This window comes from Paenibacillus sp. FSL R7-0204 (genome assembly GCF_038002225.1).
Classification (GTDB): Bacteria; Bacillota; Bacilli; order Paenibacillales; family Paenibacillaceae; genus Paenibacillus_AQ.
In genome coordinates this window covers 3,439,815-3,458,696 of the sequence record NZ_JBBOCA010000001.1, presented here as the reverse complement: position 1 = coordinate 3,458,696, position 18,882 = coordinate 3,439,815, and the positions used below count along the sequence as shown (strand labels likewise).

1 protein-coding gene is annotated in these 18,882 nt (G+C 48.8%); it reads right to left on the bottom strand.

What is annotated here, in order from left to right:
- Positions 1-4 precede the first annotated feature (4 nt).
- Positions 5-18,880 (bottom strand): non-ribosomal peptide synthetase, encoded by an 18,876-nt coding sequence (locus MKX42_RS15365; protein ID WP_340753240.1) that lies wholly within the window; start codon positions 18,878-18,880, stop codon positions 5-7.
- Positions 18,881-18,882 lie beyond the last annotated feature (2 nt).

The window sequence follows — 18,882 nt, the reverse complement described above, 5'->3', positions numbered from 1 at the left end:
GCTCCTATTCCTCCCCATTCCCGCTTAGACCCAGCGGCAGGATCTCTGCAGCACCCGTGTAATCTGCAAGGAAATTCTCCCAGTAAGCAAGTCCTTCTTCCCTGTCCTGTTTCTCCAGCCAGCGGATGTATTCACCATAGGATGCAATACCTTTTGCCTCTGCCCGTACTCTTTCCTCCAGGGAAGACAATGTACTTCCTTCTGTCAGTGCTTCGTAATATTGCATGAAATCCCGGATCAGCAGGGGGAAGGACCATCCATCCATAATGATATGGTGGGAACTCCATAAAAGAATATGCTCTTCCTCAGACAATCTGAGAAGGGTCGCACGAAGCAGACTATCTTCTTCCAGATTGAATCCGCGCCGGATATCCGCCTGTTGGATCTTCATAATCTCATTTTCCTGTTCTTTGCTGCAGGATAAATCCAGAACATTGTATTCAATTTTCCTTTCAGAAAATACGATCTGCCACGGCCTGCTTACTTTGTGATAGATAAATGCCGTACGCAGTACATCATATTTTCTAGCCAGCAAAGATAGACTCTCTCGTGCCTTCTCAGCCTGAAATTCACCTTTCATGCGAAGCTTGAATTGCAAGACATACCCTGCAGACTGTTCATCCGCCAATTTGTGATACAGCATTCCCTCCTGCATCGGCGTTAAAGGATAAATATCGGATAATTTATGAACCGGATATCTTTGTGTAAGCTGCTTGAAATCCGAAGCCTTCATATTCGGTGCGCCGAAATCCGAAGCTGTTGGAATGACTTCTTTTTGTAATACACAGTGCTGAACAATCCTTTGAATAGATTGAATGTAAGCTTGGCAGAACTGCTCTATGCTTGATGTACTGTACCTTCCCTTGTTGTAAGCAATAGCAAAGTGTAACATACCGCCAGATACGCTCCCATTCATGGTAATGCCTTGTTTCGGCATATTTTCATCCGCAATACTGCTTCCACATGACAGATTGGAGGCGGTAATCCTTCCCTCTGCCCCAAGTTCATGATCCATGTGCCCGAGGTAATTAAAACACAGGTCCGCTTCAGCATCCGGCCATTGATCCTGACCAAGATATTTGGCAACGCCATATCCGATGCCGTGATTCGGAATTCTGCGGAGCATTTCTTTAGTGTTGATGATGGCTTCTTCGGGATCCTCCGAACCTTTCAATACAACCGGATAAAGACTGGTAAACCACCCGACGGTTCTGTCTATTTTCACCGCTTTATGAATTTCCTCGCGTCCGTGGCCTTCCATGTCTACGGCAACGTAATGTTGGCCTGTCCACTGTTTCACCGCCATGCCGAGTGCGGACAGTAGCAAGTCATTGATCTCCGTTCCGTAGGCTTTCCCTGCTTCATATAATAACTGCCGGGTACTTTCCTGCTCCAGTTCAAGCTGCATCTGCCCATATTCCATCGGCTGATCTTCACAGTCTCCCAGAATTGCCCCGGTTCTTACTTGTTCACTTATTTCTTTCCAATAGGTTCTTTCCTGTTTCAATTCTTTACTTCCGGAATATTCAACCAATGCTTCCGCCCAGTCTTTGTAAGAGGCTGTCTTCGCCGGAAGAACGACTTCCTTTCCCTGTAATGCCTGTTCGTACCCGGTCTTCAGGTCTTCCAGAAGTATCCTCCACGATACACCGTCGACTACAAGATGATGCAGGCATAACAGCAGATGGTCTCCTTCTGCAGTGTGAAACAACCCTACTTTCATGAGGGGACCCTGTTCCAAATCGATACTTCTTTGCAGCGCTGTGCTCTTCTGCTCTACAATCTGTGAAATATTGTCTGAGTTTTTAAGTTCATACTCGTTCCAGTCAAACCATTTGCTTTCATGAGCCGGGAGAATCCACTGTATTTTGTCCCGGTACACGCTGCGCAGCATGTCATGGTGGACCACAAGCGCTTTGATGCTTTGCTTGAGTGCCTTTACATTGAAGCCTTCCTTGCAGTAAAGCATGGTGGCCTGATTGAAATGATGCGGTTTCACATAGTTCCAATCCACGAAGGTATGCTGAATCGGCGTGAGCAGTGCCAATCCGCTGACTTCCCCCTGGTCTACCGTCTCCATTTCTGCTGCAACTGCTTGTTCGGCAATCCGTTTCACAATACGCAGCTGCATCAGGTCTTTGACAGCCAGCTCATAGCCGGCTTCCCGTATCTTGGATACCACACGGATTGCCTTGATCGAGTCACCACCCATTTCGAAGAAGTTGTCTTCAATCCCCACCGCGGTCACCCCTAAGACTTCTGCAAAGATACAGGCAACCGTTTCTTCTATCTTGTTCCGCGGCGCAATATATGCCTGCCCTCTTGTTGCTTCCGGCTCCGGCAGGGCCTGTTTATCAAGCTTCCCGTTTCGATTGACCGGGATGCTTTCGATTTGAAGAATGTATGCAGGCACCATATAGTCCGGCAGTTCTTTCCTTAGGCTGTCTTTGATGTCGCCTGTCCGTATCTCCTGATCGGATACGATATAGGCACAGATACTGTGGTCCCCGTTTGTTCCCTTGACCGCCACGGCCACCTCTTTAACCCCAGGCTGTTTGCGCAGGACACTTTCGATTTCACCCAATTCCACTCGGAAGCCGCGAATTTTGATCTGTTCGTCGATCCTTCCCAGGTACTCAACATTCCCATCGGGCAGCCATCTTGCCAAGTCGCCGGAACGGTACATCCTCCCCTCGCCAAACGGACTGTCGACAAACTTTTCTGCCGTCAGTTCCGGCTGGTTCAGGTATCCTCTGGCCAGTCCCTCCCCGGCCACACACAGTTCGCCCGGTATGCCGATCCCGCATAACGTCCTGCCATTTAATATAAATACCTTCTTGTTTTGAATCGGTTTTCCGATGGGGATTCTATCGGGAATGCTGCTTTTATCTTCATACTGCCAATGTGTCGCACATACGGTTACTTCTGTAGGTCCATAAGAGTTTAAATAGCTGGAGTTTTCAACAGCTCTACTTACAACATCTTTACTGCTCTCCGAACCTGCTGTAATAATCAACCGCTGTCCCACCGTATTGATTTGTGCATAGAACTGAGGCGGTACTGCCATGATTGTTGTTCTCCCTGCATATTCACCTATGTACTCACTGTCCGACAATTTATCCGGATGGATTACATACAGGGTCGCACCGGTCAGTAATGCCATGGTCATATCCCACACAGAGCCATCGAATGCTATATTGGAGAATTGCAGGATTCTATCCTTTGAAGTTACTTTTAAATAATCCATAAAATAACATCTTAAATTATTTACTCCAGTGTTTTCAATCATCACCCCTTTGGGTTTGCCTGTGGTTCCAGAGGTGTAGATGAGATACAATAAATCACTTGGTTTGTTGGTGTGTACAGGATTTGTAGACACACCTTCCCAGGTATTGCTCTCTCCAAGATCTATTAAAGGAATTTCAGTTTGAATTTTGGTATTGTAAGTTACCACTGCTTTTGGTTTACAGTCAGATAGCATATACACGATCCGGTCTTGGGGATACCCTGGGTCTATCGGCACGTAGGCTCCACCAGCCTTGATAACCCCGTAGATACCGATAATCATCTCCATACTGCGTTCTGCCAGTATGGCGACACAGTCATCCGGTTTGACCCCAAGTTCTCTCAGCTTATACGCCAGCTGATTTGCTTTTTCATTCAGCTGCGCATACGTCAATTGCGCATCTTCAAATACGACCGCGATATGGTCCGGTGTCTGCTCAACCTGTTCTTCAAACAACTCGACTACGGTTTTGTCCCTTGGGTATTCCGCCCCTGTGTCATTGAAGGTCTCAAGGATCAGTCTCTTCTCTTCTTCGTCCACCACACTCAATTCGCTGATCTTCGCCTCAGGGTTGGCCGTCAGTTCGTCCACCAGATGGCTGAAGTGTTTCATCATCCGTTGTACACTTTCCTCCCCGAACAGATCGGTACAGTATTCCCAGTTCATGGCATAGCCGTCTTCCATTTCACCTACGTTTACAGTGAGATCGAATTTGGCGACGGTATGTTCACTGTCCATGCTTGTTATTTGTAAGCCCTTCATTTGCAGGTTTGCCTGTTCGTTGTTTTGGAGGACAAACATCACATCAAAAAGCGGGTTTCTCGATAAATCCCGTTGTAACGCTACCGATTCCACTAATTCCTCAAACGGATATTCCTGATTTTCGTAAGCTTTCAGGGCACTTTCCTTGACTTCCTTCAGGAAATCCAGAACCGTTTTCTCCCCTTCCGGGTATCCCCGCATGGCCAGTGTATTGACAAACATACCCATCATCTGCTCGGTATCTTTATGCGTTCTGCCCGAGATCGGACTGCCGATGATAATGTCCTCTTGCCGGCTGTATTTGCTAAGCAACACCATCATTGCGGACAGCAACACCATATAAGCGGTTGCCCCCGTCTTGCGGCACAGCTCGTCTACCGCTTTCTTCTGTTGCGCCGACAACATTCCGTTGATGCTGTGGCCTTTAAAGCTTTGCGTCTGTGGCCGTAAATAATCCAGCTGCAGATCCAGCACCGGCGCCGGTTCTCTAAATACCCCCTGCCAATATTTTTTCTGTTCCGCTAGGTCTCTTGTCCGTATCCATTCGCTGTAATCCTTGTATTGCGCACTCAGCGGTTCGAGTTGCTCTCCATTGTACAGCTTGGACATTTCGTTTGTTAAAATACCCATCGACATCCCATCGGAGATGATGTGGTGCATATCTAACAAGAGGATCGTTTTGTCCTCGCCTGTTTTCACTGCTTTCATCCGCATCAGCGGCGCTTTGCCAAGGTCAAATGAATGCACAAAACCATGCAGCAGGTTTTCCTCTTTGTCTGCGATCCGTTCTTCATGCTCCAATTGGATTGTAACTTCGCGTGCTATCTTCTGTACGGGTTCTCCATCCTGTACATGGAAACTGGTGCGCAGCGCTTCATGGCGAAGGGTCAATTGCTCCAGTGCGTACTTCATCCGGCCGAGATCTAACGTTCCGTGAATTTCCATTACTGCCGGCATATTGTATGCTATGCCAACGTCGTCTATCTGGTTAATCAGGTATAGCCTCTTTTGTGCCGACGACATCGGATACACTTCTTGTTCTTCCGCCTGCGGGATTGGAATATATTCTTTCGCTTGTGCTTGTTCTACTTCTCTAGCGAGAAGCCGGGCAGTAGGAGCAGCAAAAATGGCCTTCAGCGGCAAACGCACGCCAATCTGTACTTCAATCTGGTTGACCACCCGGGTTGCGCGCAGGGAATGTCCGCCCAGCTCGAAGAAATTGTCTTCAATCCCCACCGGGATAACCCCTAGAACTTCTGCAAAGGCACAGGCAACCGTTTCTTCTATCCCGTTCCGCGGTGCAATATATTCCTGCCCTCTTGTTGCTTCCGGCTCCGGCAGGGCCTGTTTGTCCAGCTTCCCGTTTCTCGTGACCGGAATGCCTTCGATTTGCTGAACATATGTAGGCACCATATATTCCGGCAGTTCTTTTCTAAGGCTGTCTTTGATGTCGGCTGTTTGTATTTCCTGATCCGATACGACATAGGCGCAAATGCTGTTGTCCCCGTGTTTCTCCTTGACCGCCACAGCCGCATCTTTAACCCCAGGCTGTTTGCGCAGGGCGCTTTCGATTTCACCCAATTCAATTCGGAATCCACGAATTTTCACCTGCTCGTCGATGCGGCCCAAGTATTGGATGTTGCCGTCCGGCAGCCATCTTGCCAAGTCGCCAGTGCGGTACATTCTACCCTCTCCGAACGGATTGTCGACAAACTTTTCGGCCGTCAGTTCCGGACGGTTCAAGTAACCGCGTGCGAGGCCGTCTCCTGCGATACACAGCTCGCCTGGCACCCCGATCGGCTGCAAATGATCCTCCCGACCAACGACATATAAGCGGGTGTTGGCAAGCGGAGCGCCAATCGGCACGGTCACTTCCTGCTGGTCCAAATGATCTATAGCATAATATGTAGCATAAACGGTGCTCTCCGTCGGACCGTATACATGAATAACTCGGTCAGTTCCCAACGCGTGGTACGCTTTAGCCACGTGATCGACCGACACTTTTTCCCCGCCGAACAAAATATGTCGGACGTTGGAAAGGCTGCTTACGTCCAAATCGACAAGTGTATTGAATAATGCCGTCGTCAAGAAGAAGATCGTAATATGTTCCTCTCGAAGGATTCGCGAAAGGGCGGCGATATTCAGTGCATCCTCTTTTCGAATGAGGACAAGAGCGGCTCCATTCAACAACGCGCCGAAAATGTCGAATGTCGAACCATCAAAGGCGTAGTTGGACAATTGAAGGATCCGATCCTCCTCCGTAAACGTCACATAGTTGCTGTTGCTCACCGTACGAACAACGTTTTGCTGAGTCGTCATGACTCCTTTGGGCTGGCCGGTTGTTCCTGAGGTATAGATGATATACATCAGATCCTTCGGCGTATTTACATGTACCGGGTTGGCAGCCTCGCCTGTATAGACCTCCTTGTCCAACAGGTCTATGACCGGAACATCCCCTTGGACCGGCAGTTCCGCTCCTCCCAACAGGATGGCTTTGGGCTGGCAGTCCTCCAGCATATACCGGATACGGTTCTCCGGATAGCCGGGATCGACCGGCACGTAGGCTCCACCAGCCTTGATAACCCCGTAGATACCGATAATCATCTCCATACTGCGTTCTGCCAGTATGGCGACACAGTCATCCGGTTTGACCCCAAGTTCTCTCAGCTTATACGCCAGCTGATTTGCTTTTTCATTCAGCTGCGCATACGTCAATTGCGCATCTTCAAATACGACCGCGATATGGTCCGGTGTCTGCTCAACCTGTTCTTCAAACAACTCGACTACGGTTTTGTCCCTTGGGTATTCCGCCCCTGTGTCATTGAAGGTCTCAAGGATCAGTCTCTTCTCTTCTTCGTCCACCACACTCAATTCGCTGATCTTCGCCTCAGGGTTGGCCGTCAGTTCGTCCACCAGATGGCTGAAGTGTTTCATCATCCGTTGTACACTTTCCTCCCCGAACAGATCGGTACAGTATTCCCAGTTCATGGCATAGCCGTCTTCCATTTCACCTACGTTTACAGTGAGATCGAATTTGGCGATGGTATGTTCACTGTCCATGCTTGTTATTTGTAAGCCCTTCATTTGCAGGTTTGCCTGTTCGTTGTTTTGGAGGACAAACATCACATCAAAAAGCGGGTTTCTCGATAAATCCCGTTGTAACGCTACCGATTCCACTAATTCCTCAAACGGATATTCCTGATTTTCGTAAGCTTTCAGGGCACTTTCCTTGACTTCCTTCAGGAAATCCAGAACCGTTTTCTCCCCTTCCGGGTATCCCCGCATGGCCAGTGTATTGACAAACATACCCATCATCTGCTCGGTATCTTTATGCGTTCTGCCCGAGATCGGACTGCCGATGATAATGTCCTCTTGCCGGCTGTATTTGCTAAGCAACACCATCATTGCGGACAGCAACACCATATAAGCGGTTGCCCCCGTCTTGCGGCACAGCTCGTCTACCGCTTTCTTCTGTTGCGCCGACAACATTCCGTTGATGCTGTGGCCTTTAAAGCTTTGCGTCTGTGGCCGTAAATAATCCAGCTGCAGATCCAGCACCGGCGCCGGTTCTCTAAATACCCCCTGCCAATATTTTTTCTGTTCCGCTAGGTCTCTTGTCCGTATCCATTCGCTGTAATCCTTGTATTGCGCACTCAGCGGTTCGAGTTGCTCTCCATTGTACAGCTTGGACATTTCGTTTGTTAAAATACCCATCGACATCCCATCGGAGATGATGTGGTGCATATCTAACAAGAGGATCGTTTTGTCCTCGCCTGTTTTCACTGCTTTCATCCGCATCAGCGGCGCTTTGCCAAGGTCAAATGGATGCACAAAACCATGCAGCAGGTTTTCCTCTTTGTCTGCGATCCGTTCTTCATGCTCCAATTGGATTGTAACTTCGCGTGCTATCTTCTGTACGGGTTCTCCATCCTGTACATGGAAACTGGTGCGCAGCGCTTCATGGCGAAGGGTCAATTGCTCCAGTGCGTACTTCATCCGGCCGAGATCTAACGTTCCGTGAATTTCCATTACTGCCGGCATATTGTATGCTATGCCAACGTCGTCTATCTGGTTAATCAGGTATAGCCTCTTTTGTGCCGACGACATCGGATACACTTCTTGTTCTTCCGCCTGCGGGATTGGAATATATTCTTTCGCTTGTGCTTGTTCTACTTCTCTAGCGAGAAGCCGGGCAGTAGGAGCAGCAAAAATGGCCTTCAGCGGCAAACGCACGCCAATCTGTACTTCAATCTGGTTGACCACCCGGGTTGCGCGCAGGGAATGTCCGCCCAGCTCGAAGAAATTGTCTTCAATCCCCACCGGGGTAACCCCTAGAACTTCTGCAAAGGCACAGGCAACCGTTTCTTCTATCCCGTTCCGCGGTGCAATATATTCCTGCCCTCTTGTTGCTTCCGGCTCCGGCAGGGCCTGTTTGTCCAGCTTCCCGTTTCTCGTGACCGGAATGCCTTCGATTTGCTGAACATATGTAGGCACCATATATTCCGGCAGTTCTTTTCTAAGGCTGTCTTTGATGTCGGCTGTTTGTATTTCCTGATCCGATACGACATAGGCGCAAATGCTGTTGTCCCCGTGTTTCTCCTTGACCGCCACAGCCGCATCTTTAACCCCAGGCTGTTTGCGCAGGGCGCTTTCGATTTCACCCAATTCAATTCGGAATCCACGAATTTTCACCTGCTCATCGATGCGGCCCAAGTATTGGATGTTGCCGTCCGGCAGCCATCTTGCCAAGTCGCCAGTGCGGTACATTCTACCCTCTCCGAACGGATTGTCGACAAACTTTTCGGCCGTCAGTTCCGGACGGTTCAGGTATCCTCTGGACAAGCCTACACCTGCGACGCATAATTCGCCTGGCATTCCGATCCCGCACAAGTCGTTGCCGTTCATAATGTAAATTTGTTTATTTTCTATCGGCTTCCCAATCGGTATCCGCTCCGGCACGGGCTTCCTGGGATCACATCCCCAGTGCGTTACACATACCGTTACTTCGGTAGGTCCGTAATCATTGGAATAATTCATACGCTTGCTGTATTCGGATACCAACAGCCGGTTGGTTTCCGAGCCTGCCGTAATAATGGCTCTAAAATGTCGGATATCCACCTGCGCCAGAACCTGCGGCGGCAAAATGGCAACGGTGACATGATGCTTTTCAATATATTGTTCAAATAATCTCACATCTTTTTGAACATCCTCCGGGCATAAACATAGCTGTGCCCCGGTTAGCAGGCTCATTGTCATTTCTGATATGGCCGCATCGAAAGAAACACTTGCAAACTGTAGGACGACATCCGCAGCCGTAATAGCATGATTCTTAATAAAATATTGCTTTAGGTTAACTACACCCTCATGCTCAATCATGACGCCCTTGGGCTGTCCCGTTGTCCCTGATGTATAGATGATATACATCAGATCCTTTGGCGAATTTACATGCTCGGGGTTTGCAGCCTCGCCTGTATAGGCCTCCTTGTCCAACAGGTCTATGACCGGAATATCCCCTAGGACCGGCAGTTCCGCCCTTCCCAGCAGGATAGCTTTCGGCTGGCAGTCCTCCAGCATATACCGGATACGGTTCTCCGGATAGCCGGAATCGACCGGCACGTAGGCGCCTCCTGCCTTGATCACCCCGTAGATAGCGATGATCATCTCTATACTTTTTGTGGCCAGGATCGCAACCTTGTCATCCGGCCGGACCCCAAGCTCCCTCAGTTTATAGGCCAGTTGATTCGCTTTTTCATTCAGCTGCGCATACGTCAATTGCGCAGCTTCAAATACGACCGCGATATTGTCCGGTGTCTGTTCAACCTGTTCTTCAAACAACTCGACTACGGTTTTGTCCCTTGGATATTCCGTTGCCGTATTATTGAAGGTCTCAAGGACCAATTTCCGTTCTTCCTCGTCCACCACGCTCAGTTCGCTGACCTTTTGCTTCGGATTCGCTGTAATTTGTTCCAGCAGCTGTTCCATTCTTCCCAGCAGTGCCCGGATTTCCTCTGCCCCATATTTTCCTGGATCATACATAATTTTAAGTGTCAGGGCGGCTTCCTTCATAAATGCACTGAGCGAAATATCATAGTTTGTCTGTTCTCTGGCGCTCTCTATTTCGATCTCCAACCCATGGCTCCCAAGGGTAAACGATTCGTCTACATAGTAGTTTTCGAACACAAACAACGTCCGGAGCAACTGATTGCCCAGTGCGCTTCTGCTTTGTACTTCCGCTAGAGAGCAACGGTCATATTCCATGCTTGCAACCGCCTGTTGCTGGATCTGCCCGAGTAGTTCTTCCACAGTTGTGCTTTCTTCAGATTTGACCCGAATCGGTATGGTATTGATAAACAGCCCAACAGCCTGTTCTATTCCCTGTATCCCCGCATTCCTCCCGGATACAACTTTCCCAAATACAACATCTGTATTCCGGTTGTATTTCTGCAACAAAATACCCCAAGCTGTTTCTACGAGAGTGTTTATTGTTACATTGAGCACGCTGGAAAGTCGTTGTAATTGTCCGGTCAACGCTATATCCGTAATATACACTTCTTCATTAACCTGTTCCTCTATGTTCCCGCTTTGACTTAGCGGCAGGATCTCTGCAGCTTCAGGGTAATCTGCAAGTAAATTCTCCCAGTAAGCAAGTCCTTCTTCCCTGTCCTGTTTCTCCAGCCAGTGGATGTATTCACCATAGGATGCAATACCTTTTGCCTCTGCCCTCACTCTTTCCTGCAGGGAAGACAATGTGCTTCCTTCTGTTAGCTTTTTATAATATTTCATGAAATCTTGGATCAGCAGGGGGAAGGACCATCCATCCATAATGATATGGTGGGAACTCCATAAAAGAATATGCTCTTCCTCAGACAATCTGAGAAGGGTCGTACGAAGCAGACTATCTTCTTCCAGTTTGAATCCGCGCCGGATATCCGCCTGTTGGATCTTTAAGATCTCATTATCCTTTTCCTCACTGAAGGACAAATCAAGAACATTGCATTCGATTTCACGTTCACGTAACACGACTTGCCAAGGCTTAGTTAATTTGTTATAGATAAATGCCGTACGCAATACATCATATTTTCTAGCCAGCAAAGATAGGCTCTCCCTTGCCTTCTCAACCTGCAATTTACCCTTTATGCGAAGCTTGATTTGCAAGACATAGCCTGAAGACTGTTCATCCGCCAATTTGTGATACAACATTCCATCCTGCATTGGCGTTAAAGAATGAATACCGGACAAATTATGAACCGGATATCTTTGTGTAAGCTGCTTGAAATCCGAATCCTTCATATTCGGCGCGCCGAAATCTGAAGCTGTTTTAATGACCTCTTTTTGTAATACACAGTGCTGAACAATCCTTTGAATAGATTGAATGTAAGCTTGGCAGAACTGCTCTATGCTTGATGTACTGTACCTTCCCTTGTTGTAGGCAATAGCAAACTGTAATTTACCACCAGATACGATCCCGTCCATAGTAATGCCTTGTTTCGGCATATTTTCATCCGCAATACTGCTTCCGCATGACAGATTGGAGGCGGTAATCCTTCCCTCTGCCCCAAGTTCATGATCCATGTGCCCGAGGTAATTAAAACACAGGTCCGCTTCAGCATCCGGCCATTGATCCTGACCAAGATATTTGGCAACGCCATATCCGATGCCGTGATTCGGAATTCTGCGGAGCATTTCTTTAGTGTTGATGATGGCTTCTTCGGGATCCTCCGAACCTTTCAATACAACTGGATAAAGACTGGTAAACCACCCGACGGTTCTGTCTATTTTCACCGCTTTATGAATTTCCTCGCGTCCGTGGCCCTCCATGTCTACGGCAACGTAATGTTGGCCTGTCCACTGTTTCACCGCCATGCCGAGTGCGGACAGTAGCAAGTCATTGATCTCCGTTCCGTAGGCTTTCCCTGCTTCATATAATAACTGCCGGGTACTTTCCTGCTCCAGTTCAAGCTGCATCTGCCCATATTCCATCGGCTGATCTTCACAGTCTCCCAGAATTGCCCCGGTTCTTACTTGTTCACTTATTTCTTTCCAATAGGTTCTTTCCTGTTTCAATTCTTTACTTCCGGAATATTCAACCAATGCTTCCGCCCAGTCTTTGTAAGAGGCTGTCTTCGCCGGAAGAACGACTTCCTTTCCCTGTAATGCCTGTTCGTACCCGGTCTTCAGGTCTTCCAGAAGTATCCTCCACGATACACCGTCGACTACAAGATGATGCAGGCATAACAGCAGATGGTCTCCTTCTGCAGTGTGAAACAACCCTACTTTCATGAGGGGACCCTGTTCCAAATCAATACTTCTTTGCAGCGCTGTGCTCTTCTGCTCTACAATCTGTGAAATATTGTCTGAGTTTTTAAGTTCATACTCGTTCCAGTCAAACCATTTGCTTTCATGAGCCGGGAGAATCCACTGTATTTTGTCCCGGTACACGCTGCGCAGCATGTCATGGTGGACCACAAGCGCTTTGATGCTTTGCTTGAGTGCCTTTACATTGAAGCCTTCCTCGCAGTAAAGCATGGTGGCCTGATTGAAATGATGCGGTTTCACATAGTTCCAATCCACGAAGGTATGCTGAATCGGCGTGAGCAGTGCCAATCCGCTGACTTCCCCCTGGTCTACCGTCTCCATTTCTGCTGCAACTGCTTGTTCGGCGATCCGTTTCACAATACGCAGCTGCATCAGGTCTTTGACAGCCAGCTCATAGCCGGCTTCCCGTATCTTGGATACCACACGGATTGCCTTGATCGAGTCACCACCCATTTCGAAGAAGTTGTCTTCAATCCCCACCGCGGTCACCCCTAAGACTTCTGCAAAGATACAGGCAACCGTTTCTTCTATCTTGTTCCGCGGCGCAATATATGCCTGCCCTCTTGTTGCTTCCGGCTCCGGCAGGGCCTGTTTATCAAGCTTCCCGTTTCGATTGACCGGGATGCTTTCGATTTGAAGAATGTATGCAGGCACCATATAGTCCGGCAGTTCTTTCCTTAGGCTGTCTTTGATGTCGCCTGTCCGTATCTCCTGATCGGATACGATATAGGCACAGATACTGTGGTCCCCGTTTGTTCCCTTGACCGCCACGGCCACCTCTTTAACCCCAGGCTGTTTGCGCAGGACACTTTCGATTTCACCCAATTCCACTCGGAAGCCGCGAATTTTGATCTGTTCGTCGATCCTTCCCAGGTACTCAACATTCCCATCGGGCAGCCATCTTGCCAAGTCGCCGGAACGGTACATCCTCCCCTCACCAAACGGACTGTCGACAAACTTTTCTGCCGTCAGTTCCGGCCGGTTCAGGTATCCTCTGGACAAGCCCACACCTGCTATGCATAATTCTCCAGGCATCCCGATCCCGCACAAGCCGTTGCCGTTCACGATGTAAATTTGTGTGTTTTCTATCGGCTTCCCAATCGGTATCCGCTCCGGTACGGGCTCCCCGGGATCACATTCCCAGTGCGTTGCAATTATCGTTGCTTCGGTAGGTCCGTAATCATTGGAGTATTTCATATGCTTGTTGTTTGCGCATACCAAGTCCCGGTTGGTCTCCGAGCCTGCAGTAATTATTGCTCTAAAATGCCGGATATCCGCCTGCGCCAGATACTGCGGCGGCAAAATAGCAATGGTGACATTGTGCTTGTAAATATATTGCTCAAATAATCTCACATCTTTTTGAACATCTTCGGGACATAAACATAGCTGTGCCCCGGTTAGCAGGCTCATTGTCATTTCATATACAGTCACATCGAAAGAAATACCAGCAAACTGTAGTACGACATCCGCTGATGTAATCGAATGGTTCTTAGTAGAATATTCTCTAAAGTTAACTACACCCTCGTGCTCAATCATGACGCCTTTGGGCTGTCCGGTTGTTCCTGAGGTATAGATGATATACATCAAATCTTTTGGTGTATTTACATGCTCGGGGTTTGCAGCCTCGCCTGTATAGACCTCCTTGTCCAACAGGTCTATGACCGGAATATCCCCTTTGAGCGGCAGCTCCGCCCTTCCCAGCAAGATGGCCTTCGGCTGGCAGTCTTCCAGCATATACCGGATACGATTCTCCGGATATCTAGGATCTACCGGTACGTAGGCACCCCCTGCCTTCAGAATCCCATATATGCCGATAATCATCTCCAGGCTTTTTGTGGTCAGGATCGCAACCCTGTCATCCGGCCCGACCCCAAGCTCCCGCAGTTTGTAGGCTAACTGGTTTGCCTTTTCATTCAGCTGCGCATACGTCAATTTCGCATCTTCAAATACGACCGCAATATGGTCCGGTGTCTGCTCAACCTGTTCTTCAAACAACTCGACTACCGTTTTTTCCCTTGGGTATTCCGCCGCCGTGTCATTGAAGGTCTCAAGGATCAGTCTCTTTTCTTCTTCGTCCACCACGCTCAGTTCGCTGATCTTCCGTCCGGGATTTGCCGTCAGTTCGTCCACCAGATGACTGAAGTGTTTCATCATCCGTTGTACACTTTCCGGCTCGAACAGATCGGTACAGTATTCCCAGTTCATGGCATAGCCGTCTTCCATTTCACCTACGTTTACGGTGAGATCGAATTTGGCGACGGTATGTTCGCTGGCTATACTTGTCAGGGTTAAGCCGTTCATTTCCAGAGTTGCCTGTTCGTTGTTTTGCAGCACAAACATCACATCAAAAAGCGGATTTCTGGATACATCCCGCTTTACCTCTACCGCCTCTACCAGTTCCTCAAACGGATATTCCTGATTCTCGTAGGCTTTCAGGGCACTTTCCCTGACTTCCTTCAGGAAATCCAGAACCGTTTTCTCCCCTTCCGGGTACCCCCGCATGGCCAGTGTATTGACAAACATGCCCATCATCTGCTCGGTATCTTTATGCGTTCTGCCCGAGATGGGACTGCCGATCACAATATCCTCCTGCCGGCTGTATTTGCCAAGCAACACCATCATTGCGGACAGCAAGATCATATACGCGGTCGTCCCCGTCTTCCTGCACAGCTCGTCTACCGCTTTCTTCTGTTTCCCCGTCAACATGCCGTTGATGCTGTGGCCTTTAAAGCTTTGCGTCTGCGGCCGTAAATAATCCAGCTGCAGATCCAGCACCGGCGCCGGTTCTCTAAATACCCCCTGCCAATAGCTTTTCTGTTCCGACAGGTCTCTTGTTCGCATCCATTCGCTGTAATCCTTGTATTGCACACTCAGCGGTTCGAATTGCTCTCCATTGTACAAACTGGATAATTCGTTTATTAAAATATCCATCGACATCCCATCGGAGACGATATGATGCATATCCAGCAAGAGGACCGTTGTGTCCTTGCCTGTTTTCACTGCTTTCACCCGCATCAGCGGCGTCTTGCCCAGGTCAAACGGCTGGACAAAATCATTCAGCAGGGTTTCTTCTTTTACAATAATCCGTTCTTCATACTCCAATTCGAGTGCAGCTTCTTTGGCTATCTTCTGTACGGGTTCCCCATCCTGCATATGGAAACTGGTGCGCAGCGCTTCATGGCGTAGGGTCAAATGCTCCAGTGCGTACTTCAATCGGCCGAGATCTAACGTCCCGTGAATACCCATTACTGCCGGCATATTGTACGCGATACCTACATCGTCCAACTGGTGAATCAGGTATACCCTCTTTTGTGCCGACGACATCGGATATACTTCTTGTTCTTCCGCCTGCGGAATCGGAAGGTATACTTTCGCCTGGGCTTGTTCGACTTCTTGGGCGAGAAGCCGGACCGTAGGAGCGGCAAAAATGGCCTTCAGCGGCAAACGTATGCCGGTCTGTACTTCAATCTGGTTGACCACCCGGGTCGCGCGCAGCGAATGCCCGCCCATTTCGAAGAAGTTGTCCTGTATGCCCACCTGGCCAATGCCAAGCACGTTCTGGAAAATCGTCGCCAGCTTCTCTTCCACTTCGTTTGTCGGCGCTTCATAGACAGCGCCTGTGAACATGCTTCCATCCGGCTTCGGCAAAGCCTTACGGTCCACTTTTCCGTTAGAGGTCTGCGGCATCCGCTCGATCTGCACGAAGTAGGTCGGGATCATGTAATCCGGCAACGCCTTGCCCACATGCGCCCGAAGCTCCGCTACCGTAAGCTCAACATCCGCTACCACATATGCGCATAGAGCGTTCTGTCCCTGCTCGTCTACTTGGGCTAAAACGACCGTTTCCCTGACCGCCTCATGTTTTTGAATTTGCTTCTCAATTTCGCCAAGCTCTATCCGGTAACCGCGAATTTTCACCTGATGGTCGATTCGGCCCACATATTCAATGTTGCCGTCCGGTAGCCATCTGGCCAAATCCCCGGTACGGTACATCCGTTCACCAGGTTCAAACGGATTGTTCACAAACTTCTCCGCCGTTAGCTCCGGACGGTTCAAGTAACCTCGCGCCAAACTTTCACCCGCGATGCACAGCTCGCCCGGTACCCCGACCGGCTGCAGCCGGTTATAGCCGTTCACAATGTACAAAGCTGTATTCGTAATAGGCGTTCCGATTGGCGGCAAAAGCGAATAACCGTTATCCGCACCCATCGTATAGGTTGATACGACATGGCTTTCCGTCGGGCCGTAATGATTATGTACGAGCACATTCATATGGCGGGCTGTCTGAACGAAAACATCGTCTAAAACAAGCTGCTCTCCGGCAACAACGAGATGTTCTATCGTTCTCAGCAAGTCCTGACACAGACTCCTGTCGGAAATGATGTGCTTCAAATAAGCCGTCGGTAAAAAGACGGTGCTGATCTTATGGGTGCGAACGTACTCGATCAAACTATACGGATTGCGCTTCGTTTCTTCATCCGCGACGAACAGAGTGCCGCCGGACAGCAAGACGGAAAACAGCTCCTGCGCGCAAACGTCGAAGCTGAAAGCGGCGAACTGCAGCGTGCGGGCAAACTCAAGCGCCGTCTGGCTCTTTTGTGAATTCAGCAAATTAACGATGCTTCGGTGCTCCATGACAACCCCTTTCGGAGTACCTGTTGTTCCCGAAGTGTAAATGACATAAAGCGCATGGCAAGATTCCGATGACGGCGGAAGGCTGGAAGCATTCGCATCGTATATACGGGAATCTGCAAGATCGAGCACCGCGCCGGCAAACCTGGCCGGTACGGTATCGCAGCCGAAAGTCAGCAAAACATCGGTACCACTGTCGGCTAACAAATACGAGATTCGCTCCGCCGGATACGACGGGTCAATCGGCAAGTACGCACCGCCGGCTTTCAGAATCGCAAGGATCCCCACGACCATCTCAAGCGATCGCTCCGCCATGATTCCCACGGTTTTATCCGGTCCAACGGCACGTGCCCTCAGTACGCGCGCCAGTTGGTTCGCTTTCGCATTTAGTTCGCCGTACGTCAACCGCTCAGACTTAAATACGGCCGCTACCGCTTCCGGCGTCCGATTCACCTGCTCTTCGAACAGAGCGTGTATCGTCTTGTCTTTCGAATACTCAGCCTTCGTATCGGTATACGCGATGAGCAGCTGCTGCTCTTCTTCCCTTACCAATTCGATTTCGTCCATTCTTATGTCAGGGCGTTCTACAACTTGCTGCACGATCGCTGCCAGGTGTCTTAATAATAGCTTCATGCTCTCTTCATGATACATTTCGGTATTGTAACTTAATTTAACGACAAGCTGGCTCCCCCGCAAAAACATGGTGACATTTAATCCATAGTTGGTTTGCTCAATTCCTTTAACACCCGCAATTGTAATTTTATTATCTTCAGGCTGCACATCATTTATCGGGTTCAAGTCTGCAGGATAGTTTTCAAATACACAGATATGATCAAATAAGTTCGCTTTGAGTTCGGTCTTCGCTTGAACATCCGCCAAAGATAAGTAGTTATATCTTTCCGAGTTCAACAAATCCGCCTGTACTTGTTTGGCTATGCTGAGAAGCGTTTCTTGACCGGCAAAGGAAATGCGCACGGGTAACGTACTAATGAACATTCCCACCATGTGCTCTATGCCCTGGACTTCAGATGGACGCCCGGAAACAACCATACCGTGTACGACATCTACACAACCGCTATACAGATGAAGCACTGCTCCCCATATCATTTGCATGAAATTGTTTAATGTGAGTTTGTTGCGCTTGCAAAGTACTTTGAGTTGTTCCGTATACGTCTCTCCGATGGCGTATGTGTTTTCCTTTAACGTATATCCTTTTTTGTGTTCGTGAATAAGATTGCTCTTCGGAATTTCTGCCCTTTGTTCATACCCTTCCAGGTAATGGTTCCAGTACCGCAAAGCTTCTTCCTTATCTTGCCGTTCCAGCCAGGCCAAATAATTCGAATAAGGGTACGCCACGGGTAAATGAAGGGGTCGATTATTTTGAAGTTGCTCATAAATGATAAATAATTCGTTTCGCAGGATACTTGAGCTCCACCCATCAAGAACGATGTGATGCGAACTCCAAATCATTTCATATTGTTCCTCGTCGGTCTTTAAAACTGCGATTCGAAAAAGCACGTCATTCGTTACATCAAAGCCTTGAGCTCGATCCGCTTGCTTGAACGCTTCCACGCGCTCTTGCCTGCTGGATTCCTCGATCCCCGTAAGATCCTCATAGAGAAAGGAAGGAGCCCGTTCTTTTAAAACAACCTGCAGGGGCTGACTTAACTTTTTATGCGAAATTAACGTCCGAAGCATTTCGTGCCTATCTATGAGTACTGTCAAGCTTTTCTCCAAGACTCCCAAGTCTAACAAGCCGTGAAGCGATATGCAAAATTGACAGAAATAAGCCTCAGAACGCTCTTCAAAGAGAGAATGAAACAATATTCCCTCTTGCACTGGAGTCAACGGGTATAGCTTGGCTACTTTTTCTTTTAAACTCATTG